The organism is Streptomyces sp. NPDC034084, from assembly GCF_055575535.1.
Genome location: NZ_JBVISK010000001.1, coordinates 907,803 through 932,412 on the forward strand (window position 1 = coordinate 907,803; position 24,610 = coordinate 932,412).

Sequence of the window (24,610 nt, forward strand, 5' to 3'; positions counted from 1 at the left end):
CACATGACGACCGTGACCGCCGCCCGCGCCGTGGCGAGCCCCGCCGAGAAGCGGGCCCGCCGCAAGGCGCTGCTCCACTGGATCGCCGTGCACTCGCTCGGCATCGCCGCCGCGCTGTTCTTCGTCCTCCCGTTCGTCTTCGTCTTCCTCACCTCCCTGATGAGCGACCAGCAGGCGCTCACCCGGGACCTGACCCCGGACTCCTGGCACTGGGACAACTACGTCAAGGTCTTCCGGACCGAGGGCTTCCTCATCTGGTGGAGGAACTCCCTGCTGTACGCGGGACTCGGCACCGTCCTCGTCGTGGTGTCCTCGGTCCCCGTGGCGTACGCGCTCGCCAAGTTCCGCTTCCGTGGCCGGCACCTGTCGATGCTGCTCGTCATCGCGACGATGATGCTGCCGCCGCAGGTCGTGATCATCCCGATGTACCTGTTCTGGGCCAAGCAGATGGACCTCTCCGGAACACTGTGGCCGCTGATCGTCCCCATGGCCTTCGGTGACGCCTTCGCGATCTTCCTGCTGCGCCAGTTCCTCCTGACGATCCCCGACGAGTACGTCGAGGCCGCGCGGATCGACGGCTGCGGCGAACTGCGCACCCTGATCCGGATCGTGCTCCCGATGGCGAAACCCGGCATCGCCGCCGTCGCGCTCTTCCAGTTCTTCTCCTCCTGGAACGACTACTTCGGGCCGCAGATCTACGCCTCCGAGAACCCCGGCGCCTGGACGCTCAGTTACGGCCTGGAGTCCTTCAAGGGCGCGCACCACACCGACTGGAATCTGACCATGGCCGCGACCGTCCTGGTCATGGCCCCCGTGATCCTCGTGTTCTTCTTCGCGCAGAAGGCGTTCGTCGAGGGAGTCACACTGACCGGAGTGAAGGGCTGAGTCATCTCATGAAGCTCGCTGTCGTGGGGGGCGGTTCCACCTACACCCCCGAACTGATCGACGGATTCGCGCGCCTGCGCGACACCCTGCCCCTCACCGAACTCGTCCTCGTCGACCCGGCCGCCGACCGCCTGGAACTCGTCGGCGGCCTGGCCCGGCGGATCTTCGCCAGGCAGGAGCACGGCGGGAAGATCGTCACCACCACCGACCTCGACGCCGGGGTCGAGGGCGCCGACGCCGTCCTGCTCCAGCTGCGGGTCGGCGGGCAGGCCGCCCGCGAGCAGGACGAGACCTGGCCGCTGGAGTGCGGCTGCGTCGGCCAGGAGACCACCGGCGCGGGCGGTCTCGCCAAGGCGCTGCGCACGGTCCCGGTCGTCCTGGACATCGCCGAGCGGGTCCGGCGCACCAACCCGGACGCCTGGATCATCGACTTCACCAACCCCGTCGGCATCGTCACGCGCGCGCTGCTCCAGGCCGGGCACAAGGCCGTCGGACTGTGCAACGTCGCCATCGGCTTCCAGCGGAAGTTCGCCGCGCTCCTCGGCGTGGCCCCGTCCGAGGTCCACCTCGACCACGTCGGGATCAACCACCTCACCTGGGAGCGGGCGGTACGGCTCGGGGGCCCCGAGGGCGAGGACGTACTGCCCCGGCTGCTCGCCGGACACGGAGACGCGATCGCCGGCGACCTCCGCCTGCCGCGCCCGGTCCTGGACCGGCTCGGCGTCGTCCCCTCGTACTACCTGCGGTACTTCTACGCGCACGACGAGGTGGTGAAGGAACTCGGCACGAAGCCCTCGCGGGCCGCCGAGGTCGCGGCGATGGAGCGGGAGCTCCTGGAGATGTACGGGGACCCGGCACTCGACGAGAAGCCTGCCCTGCTCGCCAAGCGCGGCGGCGCCTTCTACTCGGAGGCGGCGGTGGACCTGGCGGCGTCCCTGCTCGGCGGGGGCGGGTCGCCGTACCAGGTGGTGAACACGTACAACAACGGCACGCTGCCGTTCCTGCCGGACGACGCCGTGATCGAGACGCAGGCGGTGGTCGGCGCCCATGGCGCCGTGCCGCTGCCGGTCGCGCCGGTGGACCCGCTGTACGCCGGTCTGATCGCGAACGTCACGGCCTACGAGGACCTGGCCCTGGAGGCGGCGCTGCGCGGGGGCCGGGACCGGGTGTTCAAGGCGCTGCTGGCGCACCCGCTGGTCGGGCACTACGCGTACGCCGAGGGGCTCACCGACCGGCTGATCGCGCACAACCGGGAGCACCTGGCGTGGGCGTGAGGCTGGGTGGGGGGCTTCTCGCGATCGACGCGGGGAACAGCAAGACCGACGTCGCGGTCGTCTCCCGGGACGGGACCGTCCTGGGGTCGGCGCGCGGCGGCGGGTTCCAGCCGCCCGTGGTGGGGGCGGGGGCGGCGGTCGACGGGTTGGTGGAGATCGTCGGGAGGGCGTGGGAGGAGGCGGGCGGTGGCGGGCTTCCTCCGGCGTTCGCGCATGTCTCGGCCTGTCTCGCCAACGCCGACCTGCCCGTCGAGGAGGCCGCTCTCCAGGCCGAGTTGCTCGGCCGGGGCCTGAGCGGATCCGTACGGGTGCACAACGACACCTTCGCCGTCCTGCGGGCCGGGCTCGACGAGCCGCGCGGGGTCGCCGTGGTGTGCGGGGCCGGGATCAACTGCGTCGGGATGACCCCGGACGGGCGGACCGCGCGCTTCCCGGCGATCGGGAAGATCTCCGGGGACTGGGGCGGGGGCGGCGGACTCGCCGACGAGGCGCTGTGGTGCGCGGCACGCGCCGAGGACGGGCGGGGCCTGCCCACGGCCCTCGCCGACGCGCTGCCCTCGCACTTCGGCCTGGAGTCGATGTACGCGCTGATCGAGGCGCTGCATCTGGGCAGGGTCCCGATGGCGCGGCGGCACGAGCTGACGCCGGTGCTGTTCGCGGTGGCGGCCGGGGGTGATCCGGTGGCGCTGGCGCTCGTGCACCGGCTCGCCGAGGAGGTCGTCGCCATGTCGACGGTCGCGCTCCGTCGGCTCGGGCTCGACCACGAGGAGGCGCCGGTGATGCTGGGCGGCAGCGTGCTCGCGGCGCGCCATCCGCAGCTGGAGGAGCGGATCCGTGAACTCCTCGCGGCACGGGCGCCGAAGGCGGTGATCGGCTTCGTGACGGCGCCACCGGTCCTCGGGGCGGCGCTGCTCGCCCTGGACGAGGTGGCGGCGGGCCAGGAGGCGAAGGCCCGGTTGCGGGAGCGGTACGAGGGCTGAGCGTGGTGGGTGCGGGGCGTCCCGTCGGGTGCGGGGGGAAGCCCCGCACGCATGTTCACCTGTTCGAGCGATGGCCGATACGGAACCGATCCGGGCCGGGCGACGTATTCAGAGTGTGGGGGTTCGCCCGCTGACGCGTGGGAGGCATGGGGCACGATAGGCACAAGATCGAGTCAATCCCGGTGTGCGGACGGCCCCCTGCGGCCATACTGCTGGCCGGGTGGTCCACCATCGGAACCGGACTCACCGGCCGGCCGGAGGGGCCGACGTCAGCGACCGAGGGGGAGGTCAAGTGACACACCCGCCGAACGCGCCCGCCGCCTCGGCCGCGCAGGGTACGGCGCCGGCGCCCGCGCGCCCGGGCGGCGTGCCCGCGCAGCCGTCGCCCGCGCCCGCCGCCACCCCGCCCGCGGGACGTGGCGCCTGGGCCGTGGGACGGGAGCGGCTGCGGGAGGCCGCGACCACCGAGCCCGGCCGGCTCCAGATCCTGGGGGCCGTACTGGCGCTGCTCGTGGTCGCGTTCGGGGCCGTCACCGCGCTTGAGGTCACCGACCGAGCCTCCGCCGCCGACGACGTCGTCAGCCGCAGTCAGCCCCTGAGCGCCGACGCGGCCGCCATCTACCGCTCCCTCGCCGACGCCGACACGACCGCCGCCGGCGGGTTCCTCGCGGGCACCCTGGAGCCCGCGGAGTCCCGCGCGCGGTACACCCGGGACATCACCACCGCCTCCCGTCTCCTCGTCAAGGCCGCGGCGAACACCGACGGTTCGTCCGAGTCGGCCCGCGAGATAGCCACCCTCAACGAGCAGCTCCCCCGCTACACGGGGCTGATGGAGCGCGCCCGCGCCGCCAACCGGCAGGGCCTGCCGCTCGGCGGCGCCTATCTGCGCTACGCCAGCCAGCAGATGTCCACCGAGCTGCTCCCGGCCGCCGAGCGGCTGTACGCGGCGGAGACGGAGCGGCTCCACGGGGACGACGACTCGGCCCGCGCCTGGCCGTTCCTGTCGCTGGCGCTCGGGCTCCTCGCCCTCGGCGCCCTCCTCTGGGCCCAGCGCCGCGACTACGCCCGGACGAACCGGGTCTTCAACCACGGGCTGCTCGCCGCGACGGCCGCGACCGTGGTCGTCCTGCTCTGGCTCCTCGCCGCGCACACCGTGACGCGGGCCGAGCTGAACAACGCGCGGGCGCACGGGCAGGAGTCCCTCCAGGTCCTCAACACGGCCCGGATCAGCTCGCTCACCGCCCGCGCCAACGAGAACCTGACGCTGGTCGCCCGGGGCGCCGTCCTCACCGAGGACGGCAAGAACGACAAGTACGAGGCGGAGTACACGGCGAGCATGAGCGCCCTGACGACGGCGCTCGCCGCGGCGCGCGAGCTCGCCGACGACGACGCCGGACGCGGCCCGGTCGACGACTCGGCCGCCCGCGCGGCCGACTGGCGGGAACGCCACAAGGACGCCCGTGCGAAGGACGAGGCCGGCGACTACGAGGGCGCCCTCGTCCGGGTCGTCGGGGCGCAGGACTCCACCGGCCAGTCCTTCGACCAGGTCGACGCGGCCCTGGAGCGGGCCCTCACGCACGAGCAGAGCGAGTTCACCCGCTCCGCCGGGGACGCCAGGGACGCGCTGACCGCGCTCCCGCTGGGCGCGGCGGCCCTCGGGATCCTGGGGGCGGCGGGCGCCGTCCTCGGCGTCAACCGCAGACTTTCGGAGTACCGGTGAGAGGGGGCGGGATGCCGAACGGCGCGGACCCGCTGGTGCGGCGGGCGGCGAATCGGCTGCGGGGCTGGGGCGGGGTGGCCGCGATGGCCGTGGCCTGCGGGCTCACCGCCTCGCTCACCCTGCTGCCGCTCGCCCGGGAAGGCAGCGGCGCGGCGGCCGCGCCCCGGTCGCCCGGCCCCGGCGTCGGCACCGGCGTGCAGATCAAGGCCGACACCTGCGAGCACCCCGAGGCCTCCCTGACGCCCTCGTCGGCGGACGGCCCCTCGATCCGGGCGATCAAGGACCGGGGGAAGCTGATCGTCGGCGTCGACCAGTCCAGCTACCGCTGGGGTTACCGGAACCCCGAGAAGGGCGTTCTGGAGGGCTTCGACATCGACCTGGCCCGGGCCATCGCCAAGGACGTCCTCGGCGACCCGGAGGCGATCATCTTCCGGACGATCCCGACCAACCAGCGGATCGCCGCGCTCGACAGCGGCAAGGTCGACCTCGTCGTGCGCACCATGACGATCAACTGCAAGCGGATCGAGCAGGTCGCCTTCTCCACCGCCTACTTCCAGGCCGGACAGCAGGTCCTGGCGCCCAAGCTCGACAAGAGCATCACCGGCTACGACTCCTCGCTGCGCGGCAAGCGGATCTGCACCGCCGAGGGCTCCACGGCCTATGACGCCCTCGCGGAGAACTCCTTCGGCGCCCTCTTCAAGGACGAGGCCGACGGCACCAAGGACGACAAGGACCTGCTGACCGTCCCCAACCAGCTGGACTGCCTGGCCCGGCTCCAGATGGGCGAGGTGGACGCCGTCGTCACCGACAACGCCCTCGCGGCCGGCCAGGCGGCGCAGGATCCGGCGGTCGAGCTCAAGGGCCGGCCGTTCACCAGGGAGTACTACGGAGTGGCGGCCAAGCTGGGCAACGACGACCTGGTGCGCCGGGTCAACCAGGTCCTGGTGGGCTACCGGCAGGGCCCCTGGCAGAAGGCGTACGAGGAGTGGCTGGCGAAGGACCTCCCCGGGATATCGGGGCCTCCCGCGCCGCTGTACAAGTAGCGGTCCTGTCCACGCCCCCACGAACAACCCTGCACACGAAGCGGAAGAGGTGACCGATGGGCGTCACGGGACCCCCCGGGCCGGTGATGGACCGGGACGAGGTGGACCGTGCGCTGGCGCGGCTCGGCGCCGAGCACAAGGCGATCGAGGACTCGCTCCTCGCGCTCCAGGACCACGCGGGCCGCAGGCTGCTCGAAGGGGCCGAGCTGACGGGCACGACCCGGGAGCGTTGGGCGGCCGCCGAGCGGACCATCACCCTGCTCTGGACCTGCTTCGACGTGTACACCGGCGCCCTGCGGGACGTCCGGGAGCTGCGCGCGCGGCGCCGCTGGCCCGGCCGGGAGGAGCTCGTGGAGCTGACCGACCGGCTGCGCGGCGACACCGTGCTGGTCCCGGGCGGGGCCGCCGAGGGCGCCCCGCTCACGGAGCGGTTCAGCCTGGAGGGCCTGGTCCGGCGGATGAACGAGCTGTACGCCTCCTCGCTGGACCTCGTCGTCACCGCCGACGCCGTCTGGTCGGCGCTGCCGGCCCGGATAGACCTGCTCGCCGCCGAGCTGGGCCGGACGCGTTCCCTCGCGCACTCGGTCGGCGTGCGGCCCGGGGAGCATCCGGCGGGGGACGAGCTGGAGGCGATCACGGCCGAGCTGACCGCGCTGCGCTCCCAGGTCGTGACGGACCCGCTGGCGTTCTGGCGCCCGGCGGCCGGGAGTTCGGCGCCCGGGGGCGGACGTCCGGACACCGAGCGGTACGACCGGGCCGCCCTGGCCCTGGAGGACGTACGGCGCGAGATCGAGGCGGTCCTCGCGGTCCGGCAGGACTCCGAGGACCGGCTGCTCCGGCTGCGGGACGTGCTCTCGCGGGCGGACCGGACGCTCGCCGAGGCGCGGGCGGCGCGCGGCGAGGTCCTCGCGAAGATCGCCGCCTCCGAGGTGCCTGCCGTCAGCGGGCCGCCGATCGTGCTCCAGGAACGGCTCGCGGCCGCCGCCGAGTACCGCCGGCGCGCCCAGTGGCACCGGCTCTCCCCGCTCCTGGAGTCCCTGGAGCGGGAGGCGGAGGACGAACTGCTGCGGGCCCGCGAGTCGTTGACGGCGGTCACCGCGCCGCTCGCGGTCCGGGCCGAGCTGCGCGGCCGGCTCGACGCGTACAAGGCGAAGGTGGCGCGGCTCGGCGCGGCGGAGGACCCGCTGCTGGTCGAGCGGTACGACGCGGCGCGCCGGATGCTGTGGAGCGCGCCCTGTGACCTGCGGGTCGCGGAGCACGCGGTGCTGCGCTACCAGCAGGCGGCGGCGGACGTCCTGTCCGGGCCGAGGGACACGCGGGACGCGGGAGACGCGGGAGGAAGGCAGTGGTGAGCGGGGAGACGGGCGTGGGGAGCTGTCAGCGTCCTTCGTGCGAGGGTTCGTACGAGGACATGGGAGGCGGCGAGCTCTACTGCGACACCTGCGGGCTCGCCCCGGTCGTCGCGCCCGGGGGGCTGATCGGGTCGACGCCGACCGGGATGGCCGTGCCGGGCAGGGGCACGGGCGGTGTCGGCGGGCGGGACTCCGGTTCCGCGCGGAGCGGTTCGCGTGCCTCCTCGCGTGCTTCCTCGCGCGCCTCGTCCCGCTCCTCGACCTCGCGCCGGTCGGTCTCCGGGCGGCTCTCGCGCTCGCTCTCCGGGGCCTCCGGCGTCTCCACGGGCCGCTCGGTGTCGGTGCGCAGTTCGGGCTCGTCGACCGGGCAGTCCGCCCGGAACCGGCTGGGCGCGGGCCTGGTGACGATTCCCGAGGTGCCGCGTCCCGACCCGCGGGGCGCGGTGATGGAGAACGCCGAGGTTCCCGAGCGGAAGCGTTTCTGCTCCCGCTCGGACTGCGGGGCTCCGGTGGGCCGTTCGCGGGGTGACCGGCCGGGCCGTACCGAGGGCTTCTGCACCAAGTGCGGGCATCCGTACTCCTTCGTGCCGAAGCTGCGCGCCGGGGACATCGTGCACGGCCAGTACGAGGTCGCGGGCTGCCTCGCGCACGGCGGGCTCGGCTGGATCTACCTCGCCGTCGACCGGGCCGTCTCCGACCGGTGGGTGGTGCTCAAGGGCCTGCTCGACACCGGCGACCAGGACGCCATGGCCGCGGCGATCTCCGAGCGCCGCTTCCTCGCCGAGATCGAGCACTCCAACATCGTCCGCATCTACAACTTCGTCGAGCACCTCGACCAGCGCACCGGCTCCCTGGACGGCTACATCGTCATGGAGTACGTGGGCGGGAAGTCGCTCAAGGAGATCGCCAACGACCGGCGCACCCCCGACGGCCGGCGCGACCCGCTGCCGGTGGAGCAGGCCTGCGCGTACGGCATCGAGGCCCTGGAGGCGCTCGGGCACCTGCACAGCAGGAACCTGCTGTACTGCGACTTCAAGGTCGACAACGCCATCCAGTCCGAGGACCAGCTGAAGCTCATCGACATGGGCGCGGTCCGGCGGATGGACGACGACGAGTCCGCCATCTACGGCACGGTCGGCTACCAGGCGCCGGAGGTGGCCGAGGTCGGCCCGTCGGTGGCGAGCGACCTGTACACGGTGGCGCGGACGCTCGCCGTCATGACCTTCGACTTCCAGGGCTACACGAACGTCTTCGTGGACTCGCTGCCCGACCCCGACCACATCGAGGTCTTCCGGACGTACGAGTCGTACTACCGCTTCCTGGTCCGCGCCACCGACCCGGACCCCGCCCGCCGGTTCGCCTCCGCTCAGGAGATGGCGGAGCAACTGACGGGCGTCCTGCGCGAGGTGGTGGCGCTCCAGTCGGGGCGGCCGCGACCGGCGCTCTCGACGCTGTTCGGCACGGAGGTGCGGGTCACGGACACCACGCTCTTCGCCGAACTGACCGACGACGTCTCGATGCTCGGTGCCCGCCGGGGGCGCGGGCGGCGCGGGTCGGCCACCGCGGGCGCGCTGCCGCCCGGGGCGGTACCGGGCCAGGCGCCGCCCTCGGGCGCGCCCGCGTTCTCCGGCGCCGGGCTCGGGGGGCTGCTCGCGCCGATCGACGCGCCCGCCACGGCGCTGGCGCTGCCCGTGCCGCGGGTCGACACGAGCGACCCCAACGCCGGTTTCCTCGCCGGTCTCGCGGCCGCCGCCCCCGGCGAACTCCTCGGGGCACTCCAGGCCGCGCCCGCGCCCTCCACGGAGCTGCGGCTGCGGACCCTGCGGGCCCAGCTGGAGCTGGGGGACCTGCCCTCCGCCGCGCGGACCCTCGCCGGCCTGGAGGAGCGGGACCCCGACGACTGGCGGGTCGTCTGGTACAGGGGGGTCGCCTCCCTGGTGACCGGGGACCACGAGCACGCGGCGCTGGCCTTCGACGCGGTGTACGACGCCTTCCCCGGCGAGCCGGCGCCGAAGCTGGCCCTCGGGATCTGCGCCGAGGTCCTCGGCCAGCTGGACAACGCCGCCGAGTACTACCGCCTGGTGTGGGCCACGGACCCCAGCTTCGTCAGCGCCGCCTTCGGGCTCGCCCGGGTGCGGCTCGCGGCGGGCGACCGCACGGCGGCCGTCCAGGCCCTCGAGTCCGTACCGGAGGCGTCGATCCACTACACGGCGGCGCGGGTCGCGGCCGTGCGGGCGCGGCTGCGGCGGCGCCCGGCGCACGAGCCGCTCGGCGCCGATCTGACGGCGGCCGCGGCGCAGGTCTCCGCGCTCCAGGGCTTCGGTCTGGACGCGGTGCGCCGGGAGCGGTTGTCGACCGAGGTGCTCGGTACGGCCCTCGACTGGGTACTCTCCGGTAGTCCCGGTGCGGCACCGGGCGGCGGCGCGCTGCTGCTCGGCAGTGAACTGGACGAGCGCGGACTGCGCTTCGGCCTCGAACGCTCGTACCGGGTGCTGGCCCGGCTCGCCCAGCGGGGCGAGGAGAGGATCGAACTGGTGGAGCGGGCCAACCGCTTCCGCCCCCGGACGTGGGTGTGAGGATGTCCCAGAAGCCGAAGCCGTCGCACGGACTCGCCGCCTGCCCGGGCTGCGCGGAGCCGCTGGAGCCGGGTGACCGGTTCTGCGGGGCGTGCGGCTACGACCTGTCGGCCGTCCCGGTCGCCGAGGCCGCGCCCGACCGCCCGACCGTGGCCATCGGCACCCCGGTGGCCTGGCCGGCCGCCCCGCCCCGCGAGCCCGGTTCGCTCTCGACCATGACCCAGCACCCGGGCGACCTCCCGGGCACCGACTCCGGCGGCCACGACCTGCCGACGGTGGAGGTCCGCACGGACGGGCCGGTACGGGCGGAAGGCGCGGCGGGCCATGGTGCCGCCGCGCGAGGTGGCGCCCCGCACCCCACGGCGGGCACGTCGGCCGACGGGGACTTCGAGCTGGCCGCACCCGACCCCCGTACCGCCGTGCGCGCGGACCCCGCCCCGGCCCCCGCCCCCGCCGCCGCGTCCGAGGCCGCGGCCCTCTGTGTGGCCTGCCGGGCCGGGCGGGTGGACACCGACGGGTACTGCGAGAACTGCGGGCACGCGCAGCCGCGCGAGCGCGATCACATGGAGCGGGAGATCGCCGGAGTCGCCGCCGTCAGCGACCGCGGGCTGCGCCACCACCGCAACGAGGACGCGTTCGCCGTCTCGTCGACCACCCTGCCCGACGGCTCCCCCGCCACCGTCGCGATCGTCTGCGACGGCGTCTCCTCGGCGACCCGCCCCGACGAGGCCTCCGCCGCCGCCGCGGAGGCGGCCGGCGCCTCGCTGCTCGCCGCGCTGCCCCGGGGCACCCACCCGCAGCAGGCGATGCACGAGGCGATCGTGGCCGCCGCCGAGGCCGTCGACTCCCTGGCGGAGGAGCCCGGTGAGGACGGCGCGGAGCACGACCCGCAGCGCCACCGCAACGCCCCGGCCTGCACCATCGTCGGCTCCGTCGTCGCCGCCGGCCTGCTCGTCGTCGGCTGGGTCGGCGACAGCCGCGTCTACTGGGTGCCGGACGACCGCAGCACCCCGCCCGCCCGCCTCACCGAGGACGACTCGTGGGCCGCGCAGATGGTCGCGGCGGGCCTGATGAACGAGGCCGAGGCGTACGCGGACGAGCGGGCCCACGCGATCACCGGCTGGCTCGGTGCCGACTCGTACGAACTGGACCCGCACACGGCGGCGTTCAAGCCGGATCGTTCCGGCGTGGTCGTGGTCTGCACTGACGGCCTGTGGAACTACGCGGAGGGCGCGGAGGACATGGCCAGGATCGTGCCGCCGGACGCGGCGGACCGGCCGCTGCACAGCGCCCAGGTCCTCGTCGGCCACGCCCTGGACGGCGGAGGCCACGACAACATCACGGTCGCGCTCGTCCCGTTCACCGTCGCACCCCAAGGGGCAGGATCCGCCTGAGAGCGGTCGCCGATCCCCGTCCCCTTCATCGTTGTTGCGTCTGTCGCGTAGGAGCCGAATCAGATGGCGAACTTCTCCAAGCCGACCGGGCCCCAGTTCTCGGTGGACGTCTACCAGAACGAGTTCCTGCCGGAGGGCGGCCGGGACGTCAGCGCGATCGTCACGGTCACCTCGACCGGGGGCGGCACCACCGGAGGCCTCGCGGCCGGCCCGGGCGCCGCCGGAGTCGTGATCATGGTCGACTGCTCCGGTTCGATGGACTACCCCGCCACCAAGATGCGCGGCGCGCGCGAGGCGACGGCCGCCGCCGTCGACACCCTGCGCGACGGCACCCACTTCGCCCTCGTCGCCGGTACGCACATGGCGCAGGAGGTGTACCCGGGGAACGGCGGCCTCGCCGTCGCCGACGCCCGGACCCGCGCCGAGGCCAAGGAGGCGCTGCGCCGGCTCTCCGCGGGCGGCGGCACGGCGATCGGCACCTGGCTGCGGCTCGCGGACCGGCTGCTCTCCTCCGCCGAACTCACCATCCGGCACGGCATCCTGCTCACCGACGGCCGCAACGAGCACGAGTCGCCGGAGGATCTGCGGGCCGCGCTCGACGCCTGCGCGGGCCGGTTCACCTGTGACGCGCGCGGGGTCGGCACGGACTGGGAGGTCAAGGAGGTCACCGGGATCGCCTCGGCGCTCCTCGGCACCGCCGACATCGTCGCCGACCCGGCCGGGCTCGCCGCGGACTTCACGGCGATGATGGAGCACGCGATGGGCAAGGGCGTGGCGGACGTCGCGCTGCGCCTGTGGACCCCCGTGGGGGTCGAGATCATGTTCGTGAAGCAGGTGGCGCCCGCGGTCGAGGACCTCACCGGGCGGCGTACCGAGGCCGGGCCGCGCGCCGGGGACTACCCGACGGGCTCCTGGGGCGACGAGTCCCGCGACTACCACGTGAGCGTGCGGGTCCCCCGGGCGGCGGTCGGCCAGGAGATGCTCGCCGCGCGGGTCTCCCTGATCGCCCCGGACCCGGCGGGCGGCGATCCGCGCCCGCTGTCTCAAGGACTGGTACGCGCGGTGTGGACGGACGACCTCGCCATGTCGACGTCGATCAATCCGCAGGTCGCGCACTACACGGGCCAGGCCGAGCTGGCGGACGTCATCCAGCAGGGTCTCGATGCCCGCAAATCGGGCGATCACGACGGCGCGACGGCCAAACTGGGCCGTGCCGTGCAGCTCGCGGCGGCCTCCGGCAATGCGGATACGGCGAAACTGCTTTCGAAGGTGGTCGACGTCGTCGACGCGGCGACCGGTACTGTGCGTTTGAAGGCGAAGGTCGCGGAAGCGGACGAGATGACACTCGAGACCCGCTCCACCAAGACCGTTCGCGTCAAGAGGTAGCCCGGCCGCCGGGCCGGAAGACGAGAGGGGGAAGCACCGACATGCCGACCTGCCCGAACGGACACCAGTCGGTCTCCGACGACTGGTGCGAGGTCTGCGGCCATCGCATGGCCGGGGCGGGCGCGCCGACGGGTGCCGTGCCGCCGCCTCCCCCGCCGCCGCCCCCCGCGTACGGACACCCCGGCCCCGCCGACCCCGGCAGGCCCCCGATGGGGCCGCCGCCCGGCGCCCCCGGTGGCCCTCAGGGTGCTCCCGGCGGTTTCGGCCCCGGTGGGGACCCGAACGCGACGGCCCAGGCGGAGCTGTGCCCGCAGTGCCGTACGCCCCGCGAGCACATGGCGCCGTTCTGCGAGGAGTGCCGCTGGAACTTCCTCACGAACACGGCGACCTCGTACACCCCGTTGGCCCCGCACAGCGCCCCGCACAACCCCCCGCCGAGCGCCCCGCCGCAGCAGCCGGGCCCGCCGCCGGGCCTCAGCCTGCCGCCGGGCTTCCAGTCCCAGCCGCCCGCGCCGCCGCGGCAGCAGCCCCCGCAGCCGGACCCGTTCGGCTACCAGGGCTCGCGGCCCTCGCAGGTGAACCGGCCGGCCGAGCCGCTGGGCGCGGAGCCCACGCACCACCAGGCCCCGCCGCAGCGCCCCTCGGCGCAGCAGCAGCCTGCGCCGCCCGCGTTCCCCCAGGCCCCGGCCCAGGCTCCCGCGCCGCCCGCGCCGCCGCAGCCGCGCGCGGACGACGACTGGGTCCTGCCGCCGCCGTCGCAGCACCAGGCCCCCCAGGCCCCGCCGCAGCACCAGGCCCCGCCGCAGCACCAGGCACCGCCGCACCAGGCCCCGCCGCAGCAGCACCAGCCCCCGCAGCACCAGGGGCCCCCGCGGCACCAGGGTCAGCAGCCGCACCAGGGACCTCCGCCGCAGCAGGGCCAGCAGCCGCCCCAGCAGTTCCAGCCGCCGCAGCAACCGCAGCAGCCCCGCACCTGGACCGCGGTCATCGGTCCCGACCGTGAGTACTTCATGGCGATGATGCAGCGCAGCGGCCCGGAGGCCACGGGCCTGAACCTGCCCGCGTACTCGCCGGACAAGCGCCTGCCGCTCCAGGGCAACCAGGTCTCCATCGGCCGCCGTCGGCACTCCACCGGCGAGTCCCCCGACATCGACCTGTCGGTGCCGCCGGAGGACCCGGGCGTCTCGCACCAGCACGCCGTGCTCGTGCAGCAGCCCGACGGCTCGTGGGCGGTGGTGGACCAGAACTCCACCAACGGCACCACGGTCAACGGCGGCGAGGAGCCGATCCAGCCCTACGTCCCCGTCCAGCTCCAGGACGGCGACCGGGTGCACGTCGGCGCCTGGACCACGATCACGATCCGTCTCGTCTGACCGGTCAGGCGCTCCCCGGCAGGGGCCAGGCGTACGGCCCTCCGGGGTCGTCCAGCCAGGCCCACTGCCGGTCGCCGCTGACCGTCACCCCGAAGCGCTCCCGCCCCGGCCGCCGCTCGCGCAGCCAGAGCGAGAGCGCTTCGCGTCTGTCGAGCCGGCCGGCGACGAGACCCCACAGGAAGAGGAAGCGTTCGTCCCCGGCAGGGCCGGGGCGAGGGTTGTCGCGCCCGGGGAGCTGGGCGGCGGCGCCCCGGAGCGCCACGAAGTAGGCGGAGGTCGCGAGGAACCGCCCTTCCGCGTGCGCGGCGTCGCGCACCCGCAGCCGGATCAGCCCGGTGGAGAGCGGGGCGAGGACGAGCGCGCCGGGCCGGCACTGGGCGAGCCAGGGATGGGGGACGGCGGGCACCTCGCAGGTCGCCACGATCCGGTCGTACGGGGCGTGTTCGGGGCAGCCCCGGGCGCCGTCGGCGGCGAGGACGGCGGGCCGGTGGCCCGCGGCGGCGAGATGGGTGCGGGCGGACTCGGCGATCTCCTCGTCGAGGTCGACGGTGGTGACGTGCTCGTCGCCGAGCCGGTGGCAGAGCAGGGCCGCGTGGTAACCGCTCCCGGCGCCGATCTCCAGGACGTCGTCCCCGTCGCGTACGTCCAGGGCGTCGAGCATCAGCGCCATCAGGGAGGGCTGGCTGGCGGAGGAGACCAGTTCCCCGTCCCGTACCCGGGTGGCGACGGCCGTGTCCGCGTACGCCCCGCGCAGCCAGCGCTCCCGCCGCTCCGGCGCGGGGTCGCCGGACCAGAGCCGCTCGTAGCCGCCGGGCGCGGAGACGTAGTAGTACGGGACGAAGAGGTGGCGCGGCACCTCGGCGAAGGCCTTCCGCCAGGCGGGGTCGGTCAGCAGGCCGTCCGCCTCGATCTCCCGCACGAGCGCGCGCCGCTCCCGCGCCCCGGCCTCGCCGAACTCGTCCCGCAGCGCACCCATGCCCCCACTCTCCCGCGCTCCGGGGCGGTGGGCGAGCCCCCGTACGGGGGGTGGTCCTAAGCCCCGGGTCCTCGGCCGGGGCATCTGAGACGATGGAACGGTGAACGAGATTTCCGGGGAAACGACGCAGGAGCAGACCTTCTACGAGCAGGTCGGCGGCGAGGAGACCTTCCGCCGCCTGGTCCGCCGCTTCTACGAGGGCGTCGCGGCGGACCCGCTGCTGCGCCCGATGTACCCCGAGGAGGACCTCGGCCCGGCCGAGGAGCGCCTCGCCCTCTTCCTCATGCAGTACTGGGGCGGCCCCCGCACCTACAGCGACCACCGGGGCCACCCCCGTCTCCGGATGCGGCACGCGCCGTTCACCGTGGACCGGGCCGCCCACGACGCCTGGCTCCGTCACATGCGCGACGCCCTCGACTCCCTCGACCTCGCCCCGGAGCACGAGAGCGAGCTGTGGCGGTACCTGACGTACGCGGCGGCCTCGATGGTCAACAGCGCGCACTAGCGCTCCACCCCCCGCTGGCACGGACTGAAACGTTCCGGACACGGAACGCCGAATAACGGTCACGATCGAGTCAAGGTCCGCGTGGAAGCGGTTACCAGCGGCGCGTGCCCTCTGAAAGCATCCGAGGAAACGTGGGCGGGGCCAGGGGGATGGGTGACGGGGTTCGTTTTTCTGCGTGTCAGGGCACACCGGCTGCTGCTCGCCGCGGCGCTGCTCGCCGTGCTCCTGACGACCTCGGTGCTCGCCACCCTCGCCGCCTTCTCCGGGGCGATCGGGGACGCGGCGCTCCAGGCCGGACTGCGCGGCCGGTCCTCGGCCGCCGCCTCGCTGCTCGTTCGCGGACAGATACCGGCGGGGAAACGGGCCAGTGCCGAGGCCGCCGTCGAGGACGGGATGCGGAGGACCTTCGACGGGCTGCCGGTGACCGTGCGGCGGCTCGAACGCTCGGGGTCGTACGCCCTGCCCCGCACCCTCCAGCCGCCCGCCGCCCGCAAGGGCGACCCGGACCTGACACAGTTCGCGGCGCTCGACCGCTCGCGGCTCTCGCTCGTCAAGGGCGCCTGGCCCGCGTCCGGCAGGACCGGCGGCGTGGTCGAGACCGCGCTGCCCGAGGAGGCCGCCCGACGGCTCAAGGTCGGCCCCGGCACCGTGCTCGACCTCACCGACCGGCTCGCGGACCGCACCGTGAAAGCCCGGATCACCGGCGTCTACCGGCCCGTCGACACGAGTGACCTGTACTGGCAGCTGGACCCGGCGGGCGGCCGCGGCGTGCAGACCGTCGCGTTCACCACGTACGGCCCGCTGCTCGTCGACCCGGCCGTCCTCGGTTCCGGGGCGCTGAGCTCCGGCGACACCTCCTGGCTCGGCTCCGCCGACTTCACCGGCTTCACCACGGACCGGATGGACGCCCTGCGCGCGGCGGCGACCGAGGGCCCGAAGAAGCTCGCCGACTCCACGGACGGCTTCGGGACGACGATCTCCGTGTCGACCGCGCTCCCCACCGTCCTGGACCGGACCGGGCGGGCCCTGCTCGTCTCCCGCTCCACCCTCCTGATCGTCGCCGTGCAGCTGGTGCTGCTCGCCGCGTACGCGCTGCTGCTCGTCGCCCGGCTGCTCAGCACCGAGCGCTCCGGCGAGACCGCGCTGCTGCGGGCCCGCGGCGGTTCGCGGCGCCGGATCGCCGGGCTCGCCGCCGCCGAGGCGCTGCTGCTCGCCCTGCCCGCCGCGCTCGCCGCCCCGCTCCTCTCCGGCCCGCTGACCCGGCTCTTCGCCGAGCGGTCCGCGCTCTCCTCGCTCGGGGTGCGCCTCGACACCTGCCCGTCGCCACAGGTGTGGCTGGTCGCCGCGCTCGTCGCGCTCTGCTGCGCGGCGGCCGTCGTCGCCCCCGCGCTCGCCGCCGGGGACGGCTCCGTCGTCCCGCTGCGCAAGGCCCGTTCGGCGGCGCTGCCCGCTCCCGTACGGGCCGGGGCCGACCTCGGCCTCCTCGCCGTCGCGGCCGTCGCGTACTGGCAGCTCCAGCGGCCGGTGACCACGGGCGGCACCCTCGGCGCGGACGAGGCCGGCGGGGGCTCCGTCGACCCGGTCCTGGTCGCCGCGCCCGCCCTCGCCCTGCTCGCCGGCACCGTCCTGACGCTGCGTCTGCTGCCGCCCGCCGCCAAGCTGGCCGAGCGGCGCGCGGCCGGCGGACGCGGGCTGTCCGCCGCCCTCGCGGGCTGGCAGTTCAGCCGCCGCCCGCTGCGCGGCGCCGGGCCCGTCCTCCTCCTCGTCCTCGCCGTGGCGATGGGCATGCTGGCCATCGGGCAGAGCGGCTCGTGGGAGCGTTCGCAGCGGGACCAGGCCGACTTCCGCGTCGGCACGGACGTCCGCGTCCTCGGCGCGGGCCCCGGCGAGCCGACGCAGACCCAGCGGCTCGCCGCCGTCCCGGGCGTCAAGGCCGCGGCACCGGTGCACCGCACCTCCCTGGACGTGGCCGGGAAGAACGCCACCGTCCTGGCCGTGGACACCCGCGAGGCCGCCGACGGCCTGCTGCTCCGCTCCGACCTCGCCGGCGTCCCGGCCCGGTCCCTCCTCGCCCCGCTCACCCCGAAGTCCGCGGGCCACCCCGGTCTCCCGCTGCCCGCGGGGACCCGCACGCTCGCCGTCGACCTGCGGACGTCCGCGCCCGCCGGAGCGTTCGAGACGCGGGTCACGGCCGTCCTGGAGGACCCGAACGGCATCCCGTACCGGCAGGCCCTCGGCCGGCTGCCCTCGGACGACCGCACGCACCGGCTGTCCCTCGACGTCGGCGCCCTGACCGCCGCGCCCGGCACCACGGGCGACCGCGGCTCCGACGGCTGGCTCACCCTCACCGGCCTGGAACTCACCGGCCTGATCCCCGACGGCGTCCACCACACCCAGACGCTCCACATCGAGCGCTTCACCACGGTCGGGGCCGGCGGCGGCGCGCGGACACACGCCCCCGGGCAGCTCCTCGCCCCCTGGGCCTCCTCCTTCGAGCAGACCGACGACAGCGGCACGGCGACCGGCCGCGCCGGATCCGCCGGAGCGGGCGGCCGCCCGGCCCCGTACTCCGTCACGTACACCGTCACCGGCGCGAAGGCCGGCGCCTACAGGGGGCCCCACGAGTTCAGCCTGCGGATGAGCGCCCCCGCCCCCAAGGCCCCCGAGCACCTCGCGGCCGTGGCCACCGAGGCCTTCATGACGGCGACCGGTGCCGAGCCCGGCGACCAGATCGAGGTGGGCCTGGGCGGCCGGACGGTCGACGTCACCGTCGACCGGGTGGTCGAGCAGCTGCCGACCACCGGCGCGGGCGCCCAGAGCGCCTCCGCCGTCGCCACCCCCGAGGACGGCGGCGCGATCCTCCTCGACCTGGCCGCCGTCAACCAGTTCCTCGCGGCCGGCTCCGACGGAACGGCGACCGTGCCGCCCACCGAGTGGTGGCTGACCACCGCCCCCGGCCGCGCGGACGAGGTCGCCTCGGCCCTGCGCGCCCGCGCCGACACCGACCCCGCGCGGGTCCTCGTACGGGACGAGATCGCCGCCGAACTCCTCGGCGACCCGCTCGGCGCGGGCCCCAACGCCGCACTGATGGCGGTGGCGGCGGCCGCAGCCGCGCTCGCCGCCGTCGGCTTCGCGGTCGGCTCGGCCGGCGCGATGCGGGAACGGGCCGCCGAGTTCGGCGTGCTGCGGGCGCTCGGCGCTCCGCGCCGCAAGCTCGCCCGGCTCGTCGCCGCCGAACAGGGCCTCCTGATCGGCATCGGCCTGCTCGTCGGCATCGGGCTCGGCACGGTCCTGGCCCGGGCCGTCGTCCCGCTGGTCGTCCTCACCGGCCAGGCCGCCCGGCCCGTCCCCCCGGTCCTCGTCGAACTGCCCCTCGGCCAGGTCGCCCTGCTGCTCGCCGGCGTCGCCGCCCTGCCGCTGGCCATCGTCGCCGCGATCGCCCTGCGCCGCGCCGACCCGGCCGTGACCCTGCGCCACCAGGGGGACAACTGATGCCGCCGACCTCCCCGTACCGCGACAGCGACGACGGCACCGAGACGCGTGCCGACCGCAGGAAGGCCCCCGAGATGCCCCGGTCCGACAAGCCCGCCCGCGCCGTGGCGCCCTGGGTGCGGACCCGGCTGCGGACCGCGCCCTGGGCCGCCGCCTCCCTCGCCCTGCTCGTCCTGGTCACCGCGTACCTCGCGGCCGCGCTGCCGCGCGCGGTCGACCGGTACGAGACGGAGGGCCTCCGGCACGACATCCGGCACGCCGCGCCGCGGAACGCCGTCCTCGAGCTGACCTCCCCGATCCCGGTGTCCGAGCGGGGCCCCGGCCTGGCCCCCGGCGTTCTCCAGGGACAGCGCGACCAGGTGCGCGCCCTGCTGCCCGAACCGATCCTGACCGACCCGGAGCAGACCGTCCACGGTGTCCGTACGGTCAAGCGCCTCGCGGGAAGCGACCCGTGGCTGCCCCGGCCCGACGGGATCCCCCCCGAGTTCGTGCTCTCCGCCCCGTCCGGGCTGACCGAGCACGCGACGCTCACGAAGGGCCGGCTCGCCGCGGGCACGGGCGACGCCCCGGAAGCCGTCGTGACCGCGAGGACCGCCGAGTCCCTGCACCTGAAGCCCGGCTCCGTCGTGCACGTGGCGAGCAGGACGAGCCCGGAACCGCTCGCCGTGACGATCACCGGGATCGTGGAGCCGCGCCGCCCCGAAGCGCCGTACTGGGCCGTCGAGCCGCTGCTGCGCACCCCGGCGCTCGCGGCGCTGGCCGGCGACGAGGTGAAGTACTACTGGCAGGGGGCGCTGCTCCTCTCCCCCGCCTCCGCGCCCGCCGTGCTCTCCACCACCGGGGAACCGGAAGTCTTCTTCCGCTTCATGCCGACGGCCGGCCACCTCACCGGCCGGGACACCGACCGGCTCGACGCCGCGCTGGACGCCGCCGCCGGCGGCCCCGACCTCGTCAGGATGCGCAAGGCCGTGGGGGGCAACGCCGCCCTCACCACCGAACTCGACGCGATCGTCGACTCGTACCGCTCGATGCGCGAGGCGATCAACCCCGTCGTGGCCGTCGCCGTCTTCGGGATCGGCGCGGTCGCCGCCGTCGTCCTCGCCATGACCGGCGGCCTGTTCGTCGCCCGCCGCGACAGCGAACTCGCGCTGCTCCGCTCCCGCGGCGCCTCCCTCCCCGGCATCGGCGTGCGGCTCCTCGGCGAGACCTCGGCCGTCGCCGTACCCGCCGCCGCGCTCGCCCTCGGCCTCGCCGTGGCCACCGTGCGACCGCCCGACGGCGGATCCGGCGCGATCCCCCTCGGCCCTTCCGTCCTCGCCGCCGCGCTCGTCGCCCTGCTCGCGATGCTGGTCCTGCCCGTACGCGCGATCGTCCGGCACCGCCGCCCCCGTCTGCACGGCGGCCGCGACGACCTGCTCACCGCCCGCCCCTCCCGGCGCCGCACCGTCGCCGAACTCACCCTGCTCGTCCTCGCCGTGGGCGCCGTCGCCTCGCTGCGGCTGCGCGGCACCGGCGACTCCGGGGACCACCTCGTGAGCGCCGCGCCCGTGCTGGTCGGCCTGATCGCCGCTTCCGTCCTCGTACGGATCTACCCGCTGCCGCTGCGGTGGCTGGCCCGCCCGGCCCGCAGGCTGCGCGGCGCCGTCGGACCCCTTGCCCTGGCCCGGGCCGGACGCGCCTCGTCCTCCGGCACCCTCCCGCTGCTCGCCCTCGTACTCGCGCTGGCCACGGCGGCCTTCGGCGGCTCCGTCCTCGCGGGCGTCGCCGACGCCCGCGACCGGGCGGCGCTCCTGGCCACCGGGGCGGACGCCCGGATCGGCGGCTCGGTCGAGTGGACCCCGGTACCCGCCGGACTCACCGAGTCCGTGCGCGGTCTCGCGGGGGTACGGGACGTGGCCCCGGTGCAGATCGAGTACGGGGTCGCCCTGCCGTCCTACCAGGGGACCTCCGCCCAGCCGATGAGCGCGCCGATCGTGGGCGTCGACCCCGCCTCGTACACCCGGCTCGCCGACCGCACCGGCTTCGGGCCCTTCCCCGCCGGGCTGCTCGCCCCGACGGGGCGGGGCGGCGAGGACGCCGTCGCGGACACCGAGCGGGTGCTGCCCGCCATCGCCTCGCCGAGGGTCGCCGAACGGCTCGGCGACGCGCCGCAGGACATCGTCTCGGCGTCCGGGGTCTTCAAGGTGAAGGTGGTCGCCGTCCGCTCCACCACTCCGGCCCTCGACGACGCCGACTTCCTCCTCGTCAACGGCGCCGACCTCACCCACCGGGCGCCCACCGCGCTGCTCGTCACGGGGCCCGTGGACGGCGCCGGGCTCCGCGCGGTCGTGAAGGCGAAGTCGGACTCCCTCTTCGTGGCGCTGCGGTCCGAGGCGCGGGCCGCGTACGTCGACTCGCCGCTCCAGTCGGGCGCCGAGCGGATCTACCTGGGCGCGATCGGCGCGGGCGCCGCCTTCGCCGTGGTGGCCGTGCTGCTCTCCCTCCTGCAGAGCGCCCCCGAGCGGAACACGCTCCTCGCCCGGCTGCGCACGATGGGCCTCACCCGGAAGCAGGGGCGGCGGCTGCTGGCCCTGGAGGCGCTGCCGCAGGCCGTCCTCGCGGCTTTCGGCGGCATCCTCGTCGGCTGGGCGACGGTGCCGCTGCTCGCCCCGGGCATCGACCTGCTCCGGCTGGCCCTCGCGACGGCACCGGGCTTCGCCCCGCTGGACAGCGCCCCGTTGCGGGCGGACCCGTGGTCGCTGGTGCTGCCCGCGCTCGCCGTCGTAGTCCTGACGGGGCTCGCGGCGGTCGGACAGGCGTGGTGGGCGGGGCGCAGGGGCTCGATCAAGGAACTCAGGGCAGGAGACGCACGATGACGAAGACCGGCACGGCCCCGTCCGACACGACCCTGGAGGAGCTGGAGCGGCGGGCGACGGCGCGGCGCGACCGGCCCTCGTACGGCCATGACGCGCTCATCGCCTGCGACCGGCTCGTCCGTATCTTCACCACGGACGGGGTGGAGGTGCAGGCGCTCCAGGGGCTCGACCTCCTGGTGAAGGAGGGTGAGTTGATGGCCCTGGTCGGCGCCTCCGGTTCCGGCAAGTCGACTCTCATGAACATCCTGGCAGGCCTGGACGTGCCGACCGCCGGCGCGGCCCGGGTCGCCGGCTGCGACCTGCTCGGCATGGACGGCAAGGCGCGGCTGCGCTACCGCCGCGAGGTCGTCGGCTTCGTCTGGCAGCAGACCGCCCGGAACCTCCTGCCGTACCTGACGGCCGCCCAGAACGTGGCGCTGCCCATGCAGTTGCGGGGCCGCTCGAAGCAGAAGGCGGAGCGGGCCGGGGAACTGCTCGCCATGCTGGGCATCGCGGAGATCCGGGACCGGCGCCCGCACCAGCTCTCCGGCGGACAGCAGCAGCGGGTGGCCATCGCGGTGGCGCTGGCCAACAACCCGGCCGTGCTCCTCGCCGACGAGCCCACCGGCGAGCTGGACTCGGCCACCGGCGAGCAGGTCTTCGCGGCCTTCCGCCGCGCCAACGAGGAGCTGGGCACGACGATCGTGATCGTCACCCACGACCAGGCGGTCGCCTCCGAGGTCCGCCGCACGGTCGCCATCCGCGACGGCCGCACCTCCTCGGAGGTGCTGCGCCGCACGGAGGTCGACGAGCAGGGCCAGGAGTCGCTCGTGGCACGGGAGTACGCGATGCTCGACCGCGCGGGCCGCCTCCAGCTCCCGGCGGAGTACACCCAGGCCCTCGGCATGGAGCACCGGGTGGCCCTGGAACTGGAGCAGGACCACATCGGGGTGTGGCCGGACGACGCGGAGGGCTGACGGGGCGGGGGGGGCTCCGTCTCCGCGTCCGGGTCCGGCTCCGGGGAAACCGGGCCGGGTCGGGGGACGTCCTATCCACGGGGGTGGTGTCCATGTCATCGACGGATTCGTCGACGACGTCATCGGCGGCCGCGCGGAAGTGGGGAACCACGGCCCTGCCCGCCGTCTGCGCGATCGCGGTCTACGGCTGGTCGGCCTGGTCCTTCGAGGGCGCCTCGGCGCCGTCCACGACGGTCGCGGTCTCGGTCGGCGGGGCGGCCGTCCTCGTCGCGGCGGTCGCGTACTTCCTGCTCGTCGACGGGGTCATGGGCTTCTTCGGCGCGCTCGCGCTGGTCGCCGGGCTGCTGCTGACCGTGGCGGCGGCGGACCAGGCGGCCTCGCGCGGGGCGGTCGCCGACTGTGTCGTCCTGAAGGTCCAGGAGCAGGAGAGCTCCTCGGTCGGCGAGGGCGGCGGGACCAGGGTGCGGTACCGCCACAGCCTGCGCTGCCCGGGCGGCTACCCCTCGACCGTCACGGAGGACCACCGGGTCGCCCCGGACGGCGGAGAGGTCCGGGTCGCCTACGATCCGCGGCGGCGGGTGGCCCCGGCGCTCGACGGTTCGACCTCGCCGTGGCGCCAGGCGGTCCTCGCCGTGATCCTGCTGGCCGCCGCCACGGCGGGGGCGAGGCGGTTCAGCCGGTAGGGCCGTCGACCTCGACGGCGGTCGTGAGGGGCGTACGCCGCCCATCATCGGTCCTCGGTGCCCGGCGACATCGATCAGCGCGGGGAGACGCCCAGCGAGATCGGAGGCGCGGTGCGCAGCGCCACGGAGCCGTACGGGGTACGGAGCCGCAGCCACGGCCCGGACGCGAACAGCGCCACCGGCGCCTCGCCGGGCGGGAGGAATCCGAGGGACTGGGCGGCGTGCACGGCGCGCAGCGGCAGCCCGGTGGTGCCGAGGGTCCGGGACCAGATGTCGTGGCCGATGGCGTCGCGCTCGGCCCGGTTGCGCCGCTCGTCCGGCAGCTCCTCGTCCCGCGAGCGGAACTCGCTGACGGCGGCGGCGACGGCGCCCCGCAGCCCGGCGGCGTCGGGAAGGCCGGAGACCGGCTCCCAGCCGCGGCGCGGCGGGAGGACACCGGCCCACGGCGGGCCGGTCACGGAGTCCGGGACGACCGCCTTGCCGGCCGACTCCTCGATGCCGTCGAGGAGTTCACCGGCGGAGACGGTGACGTCCAGGTCCACGGCGTCGACGAGGCGGGCCGTGCGGATCGCGAGCACCTCGAACGACGGGGGCCGCCCGAAGACGGCCAGCGCCCCGCCGCCCGCCTGGAGGCGGACGGCGGCGGCCCGGTCGTAGTGGACGAGCCGGGTGAGGAAGGCGGCGAGAGCGGCCGCCTCCCGGGCGTCGGCGAAGTGCAGCGGAGCGAGCACGGTCATGCGGCGGACGACATCCCGTCGTCGACGTACTCCTGGAGGAACTCGCGCTCCTCGGAGGTGATCCGGCGCGGCCGCTGGGCCTCCAGGTCGAAGGGCACGACGACCGTGGACGCCCGTACGTAGGTCACGTCCGGGTCCTTGATCTCGTACGCGATCGTCAGGGACGCCGCGCCTATCTTCGTGACCCACGACTCGATGGTCACCGGCTCGTGCCGGTGGACCAGCGGTCGCACGTAGTCGATCTCGTGCCGGGCCACGACGGACCCGCCGGAGAACGAGGGGGAACCGTCCCCCGGCGCCAGCCGGAACATGAAGTCGATCCGCGCCTCTTCCAGGTACCGCAGGAAGACGACGTTGTTGACGTGCCCGAAGGCGTCCATGTCCGACCAGCGCAGGGGACAGCTGTAGATGTGTCTGGCCACT

General features: G+C 75.1%; 18 protein-coding genes. 15 read left to right on the forward strand and 3 right to left on the reverse strand.

What is annotated here, in order from left to right; all coding sequences use genetic code 11:
• The first annotated feature begins 3 nt into the window (after nt 1–3).
• The 10 genes from ACZ51I_RS04165 to ACZ51I_RS04210 all read left to right on the forward strand — a co-directional run bounded on the left by ACZ51I_RS04165 (nt 4) and on the right by ACZ51I_RS04210 (nt 13,983).
• Nucleotides 4–885 carry a carbohydrate ABC transporter permease gene (locus ACZ51I_RS04165; RefSeq protein WP_468871357.1) on the forward strand — a complete coding sequence of 294 codons (882 nt, stop codon included), beginning with the start codon at nt 4–6 and terminating at the stop codon, nt 883–885.
• Between the two features lie 8 nt (nt 886–893).
• Entirely contained in the window at nt 894–2,159 is a 1,266-nt protein-coding gene (locus tag ACZ51I_RS04170) for a 6-phospho-beta-glucosidase (RefSeq protein WP_468871359.1), read from the forward strand.
• A complete protein-coding gene (locus ACZ51I_RS04175) occupies nt 2,150–3,139 on the forward strand; it encodes an N-acetylglucosamine kinase (RefSeq protein WP_468871360.1) in 990 nt (329 codons plus the stop codon). The genes ACZ51I_RS04170 and ACZ51I_RS04175 overlap by 10 nt, the downstream gene beginning before the upstream one ends.
• A gap of 292 nt (nt 3,140–3,431) precedes the next feature.
• Nucleotides 3,432–4,859 carry a hypothetical protein gene (locus ACZ51I_RS04180; protein ID WP_468871362.1) on the forward strand — a complete coding sequence of 476 codons (1,428 nt, stop codon included), beginning with the start codon at nt 3,432–3,434 and terminating at the stop codon, nt 4,857–4,859.
• An 11-nt stretch (nt 4,860–4,870) separates the two neighbouring features.
• On the forward strand, nt 4,871–5,902 hold the full coding sequence (locus tag ACZ51I_RS04185) for a glutamate ABC transporter substrate-binding protein (protein ID WP_468871363.1): 1,032 nt from the start codon (nt 4,871–4,873) through the stop codon (nt 5,900–5,902).
• A gap of 56 nt (nt 5,903–5,958) precedes the next feature.
• Nucleotides 5,959–7,254 (forward strand): hypothetical protein, encoded by a 1,296-nt coding sequence (locus ACZ51I_RS04190; RefSeq protein WP_468871365.1) that lies wholly within the window; start codon nt 5,959–5,961, stop codon nt 7,252–7,254.
• Nucleotides 7,255–7,313: 59 nt separating this feature from the next.
• Nucleotides 7,314–9,830: a serine/threonine-protein kinase gene (locus ACZ51I_RS04195; RefSeq protein ID WP_468871367.1), complete on the forward strand. Its 2,517-nt coding sequence runs from the start codon at nt 7,314–7,316 to the stop codon at nt 9,828–9,830.
• Nucleotides 9,831–9,832: 2 nt separating this feature from the next.
• Entirely contained in the window at nt 9,833–11,224 is a 1,392-nt protein-coding gene (locus tag ACZ51I_RS04200) for a PP2C family serine/threonine-protein phosphatase (protein WP_468871369.1), read from the forward strand.
• A gap of 63 nt (nt 11,225–11,287) precedes the next feature.
• Nucleotides 11,288–12,610, forward strand: a complete 1,323-nt coding sequence (locus ACZ51I_RS04205; RefSeq protein WP_468871370.1) for a vWA domain-containing protein — start codon at nt 11,288–11,290, stop codon at nt 12,608–12,610.
• A gap of 41 nt (nt 12,611–12,651) precedes the next feature.
• Complete coding sequence (locus ACZ51I_RS04210; RefSeq protein ID WP_468871372.1) at nt 12,652–13,983, forward strand: FHA domain-containing protein; 1,332 nt, start codon at nt 12,652–12,654, stop codon at nt 13,981–13,983.
• 4 nt (nt 13,984–13,987) lie between these two features.
• Here ACZ51I_RS04210 and ACZ51I_RS04215 read toward each other — a convergent pair whose 3' ends face one another.
• A complete protein-coding gene (locus ACZ51I_RS04215) occupies nt 13,988–14,959 on the reverse strand; it encodes a methyltransferase domain-containing protein (RefSeq protein ID WP_468871373.1) in 972 nt (323 codons plus the stop codon).
• Nucleotides 14,960–15,059: 100 nt separating this feature from the next.
• On the opposite strand from ACZ51I_RS04215, the gene ACZ51I_RS04220 reads away from it, so the two are divergent.
• The 5 genes from ACZ51I_RS04220 (at nt 15,060) to ACZ51I_RS04240 (ending at nt 23,450) form a co-directional block, all read left to right on the forward strand.
• A complete protein-coding gene (locus tag ACZ51I_RS04220; protein WP_468871375.1) occupies nt 15,060–15,464 on the forward strand; it encodes a globin in 405 nt (134 codons plus the stop codon).
• 153 nt (nt 15,465–15,617) lie between these two features.
• Entirely contained in the window at nt 15,618–18,956 is a 3,339-nt protein-coding gene (locus ACZ51I_RS04225; protein WP_468871376.1) for an FtsX-like permease family protein, read from the forward strand.
• 74 nt (nt 18,957–19,030) lie between these two features.
• Complete coding sequence (locus ACZ51I_RS04230) at nt 19,031–21,811, forward strand: FtsX-like permease family protein (protein ID WP_468871695.1); 2,781 nt, start codon at nt 19,031–19,033, stop codon at nt 21,809–21,811.
• Complete coding sequence (locus tag ACZ51I_RS04235) at nt 21,808–22,767, forward strand: ABC transporter ATP-binding protein (RefSeq protein WP_468871377.1); 960 nt, start codon at nt 21,808–21,810, stop codon at nt 22,765–22,767. The genes ACZ51I_RS04230 and ACZ51I_RS04235 overlap by 4 nt, the downstream gene beginning before the upstream one ends.
• Before the next feature lie 92 nt (nt 22,768–22,859).
• Nucleotides 22,860–23,450, forward strand: coding sequence for a hypothetical protein (locus ACZ51I_RS04240; protein WP_468871379.1), 591 nt, complete (start codon nt 22,860–22,862; stop codon nt 23,448–23,450).
• 74 nt (nt 23,451–23,524) lie between these two features.
• Here the strand turns inward: ACZ51I_RS04240 and ACZ51I_RS04245 are convergent, their stop codons facing one another.
• Nucleotides 23,525–24,187, reverse strand: a complete 663-nt coding sequence (locus ACZ51I_RS04245; RefSeq protein ID WP_468871380.1) for a DUF8010 domain-containing protein — start codon at nt 24,185–24,187, stop codon at nt 23,525–23,527.
• Nucleotides 24,184–24,609: an acyl-CoA thioesterase gene (locus ACZ51I_RS04250; protein ID WP_030685121.1), complete on the reverse strand. Its 426-nt coding sequence runs from the start codon at nt 24,607–24,609 to the stop codon at nt 24,184–24,186. The genes ACZ51I_RS04245 and ACZ51I_RS04250 overlap by 4 nt, the downstream gene beginning before the upstream one ends.
• Between the last annotated feature and the right edge of the window lies 1 nt (nt 24,610).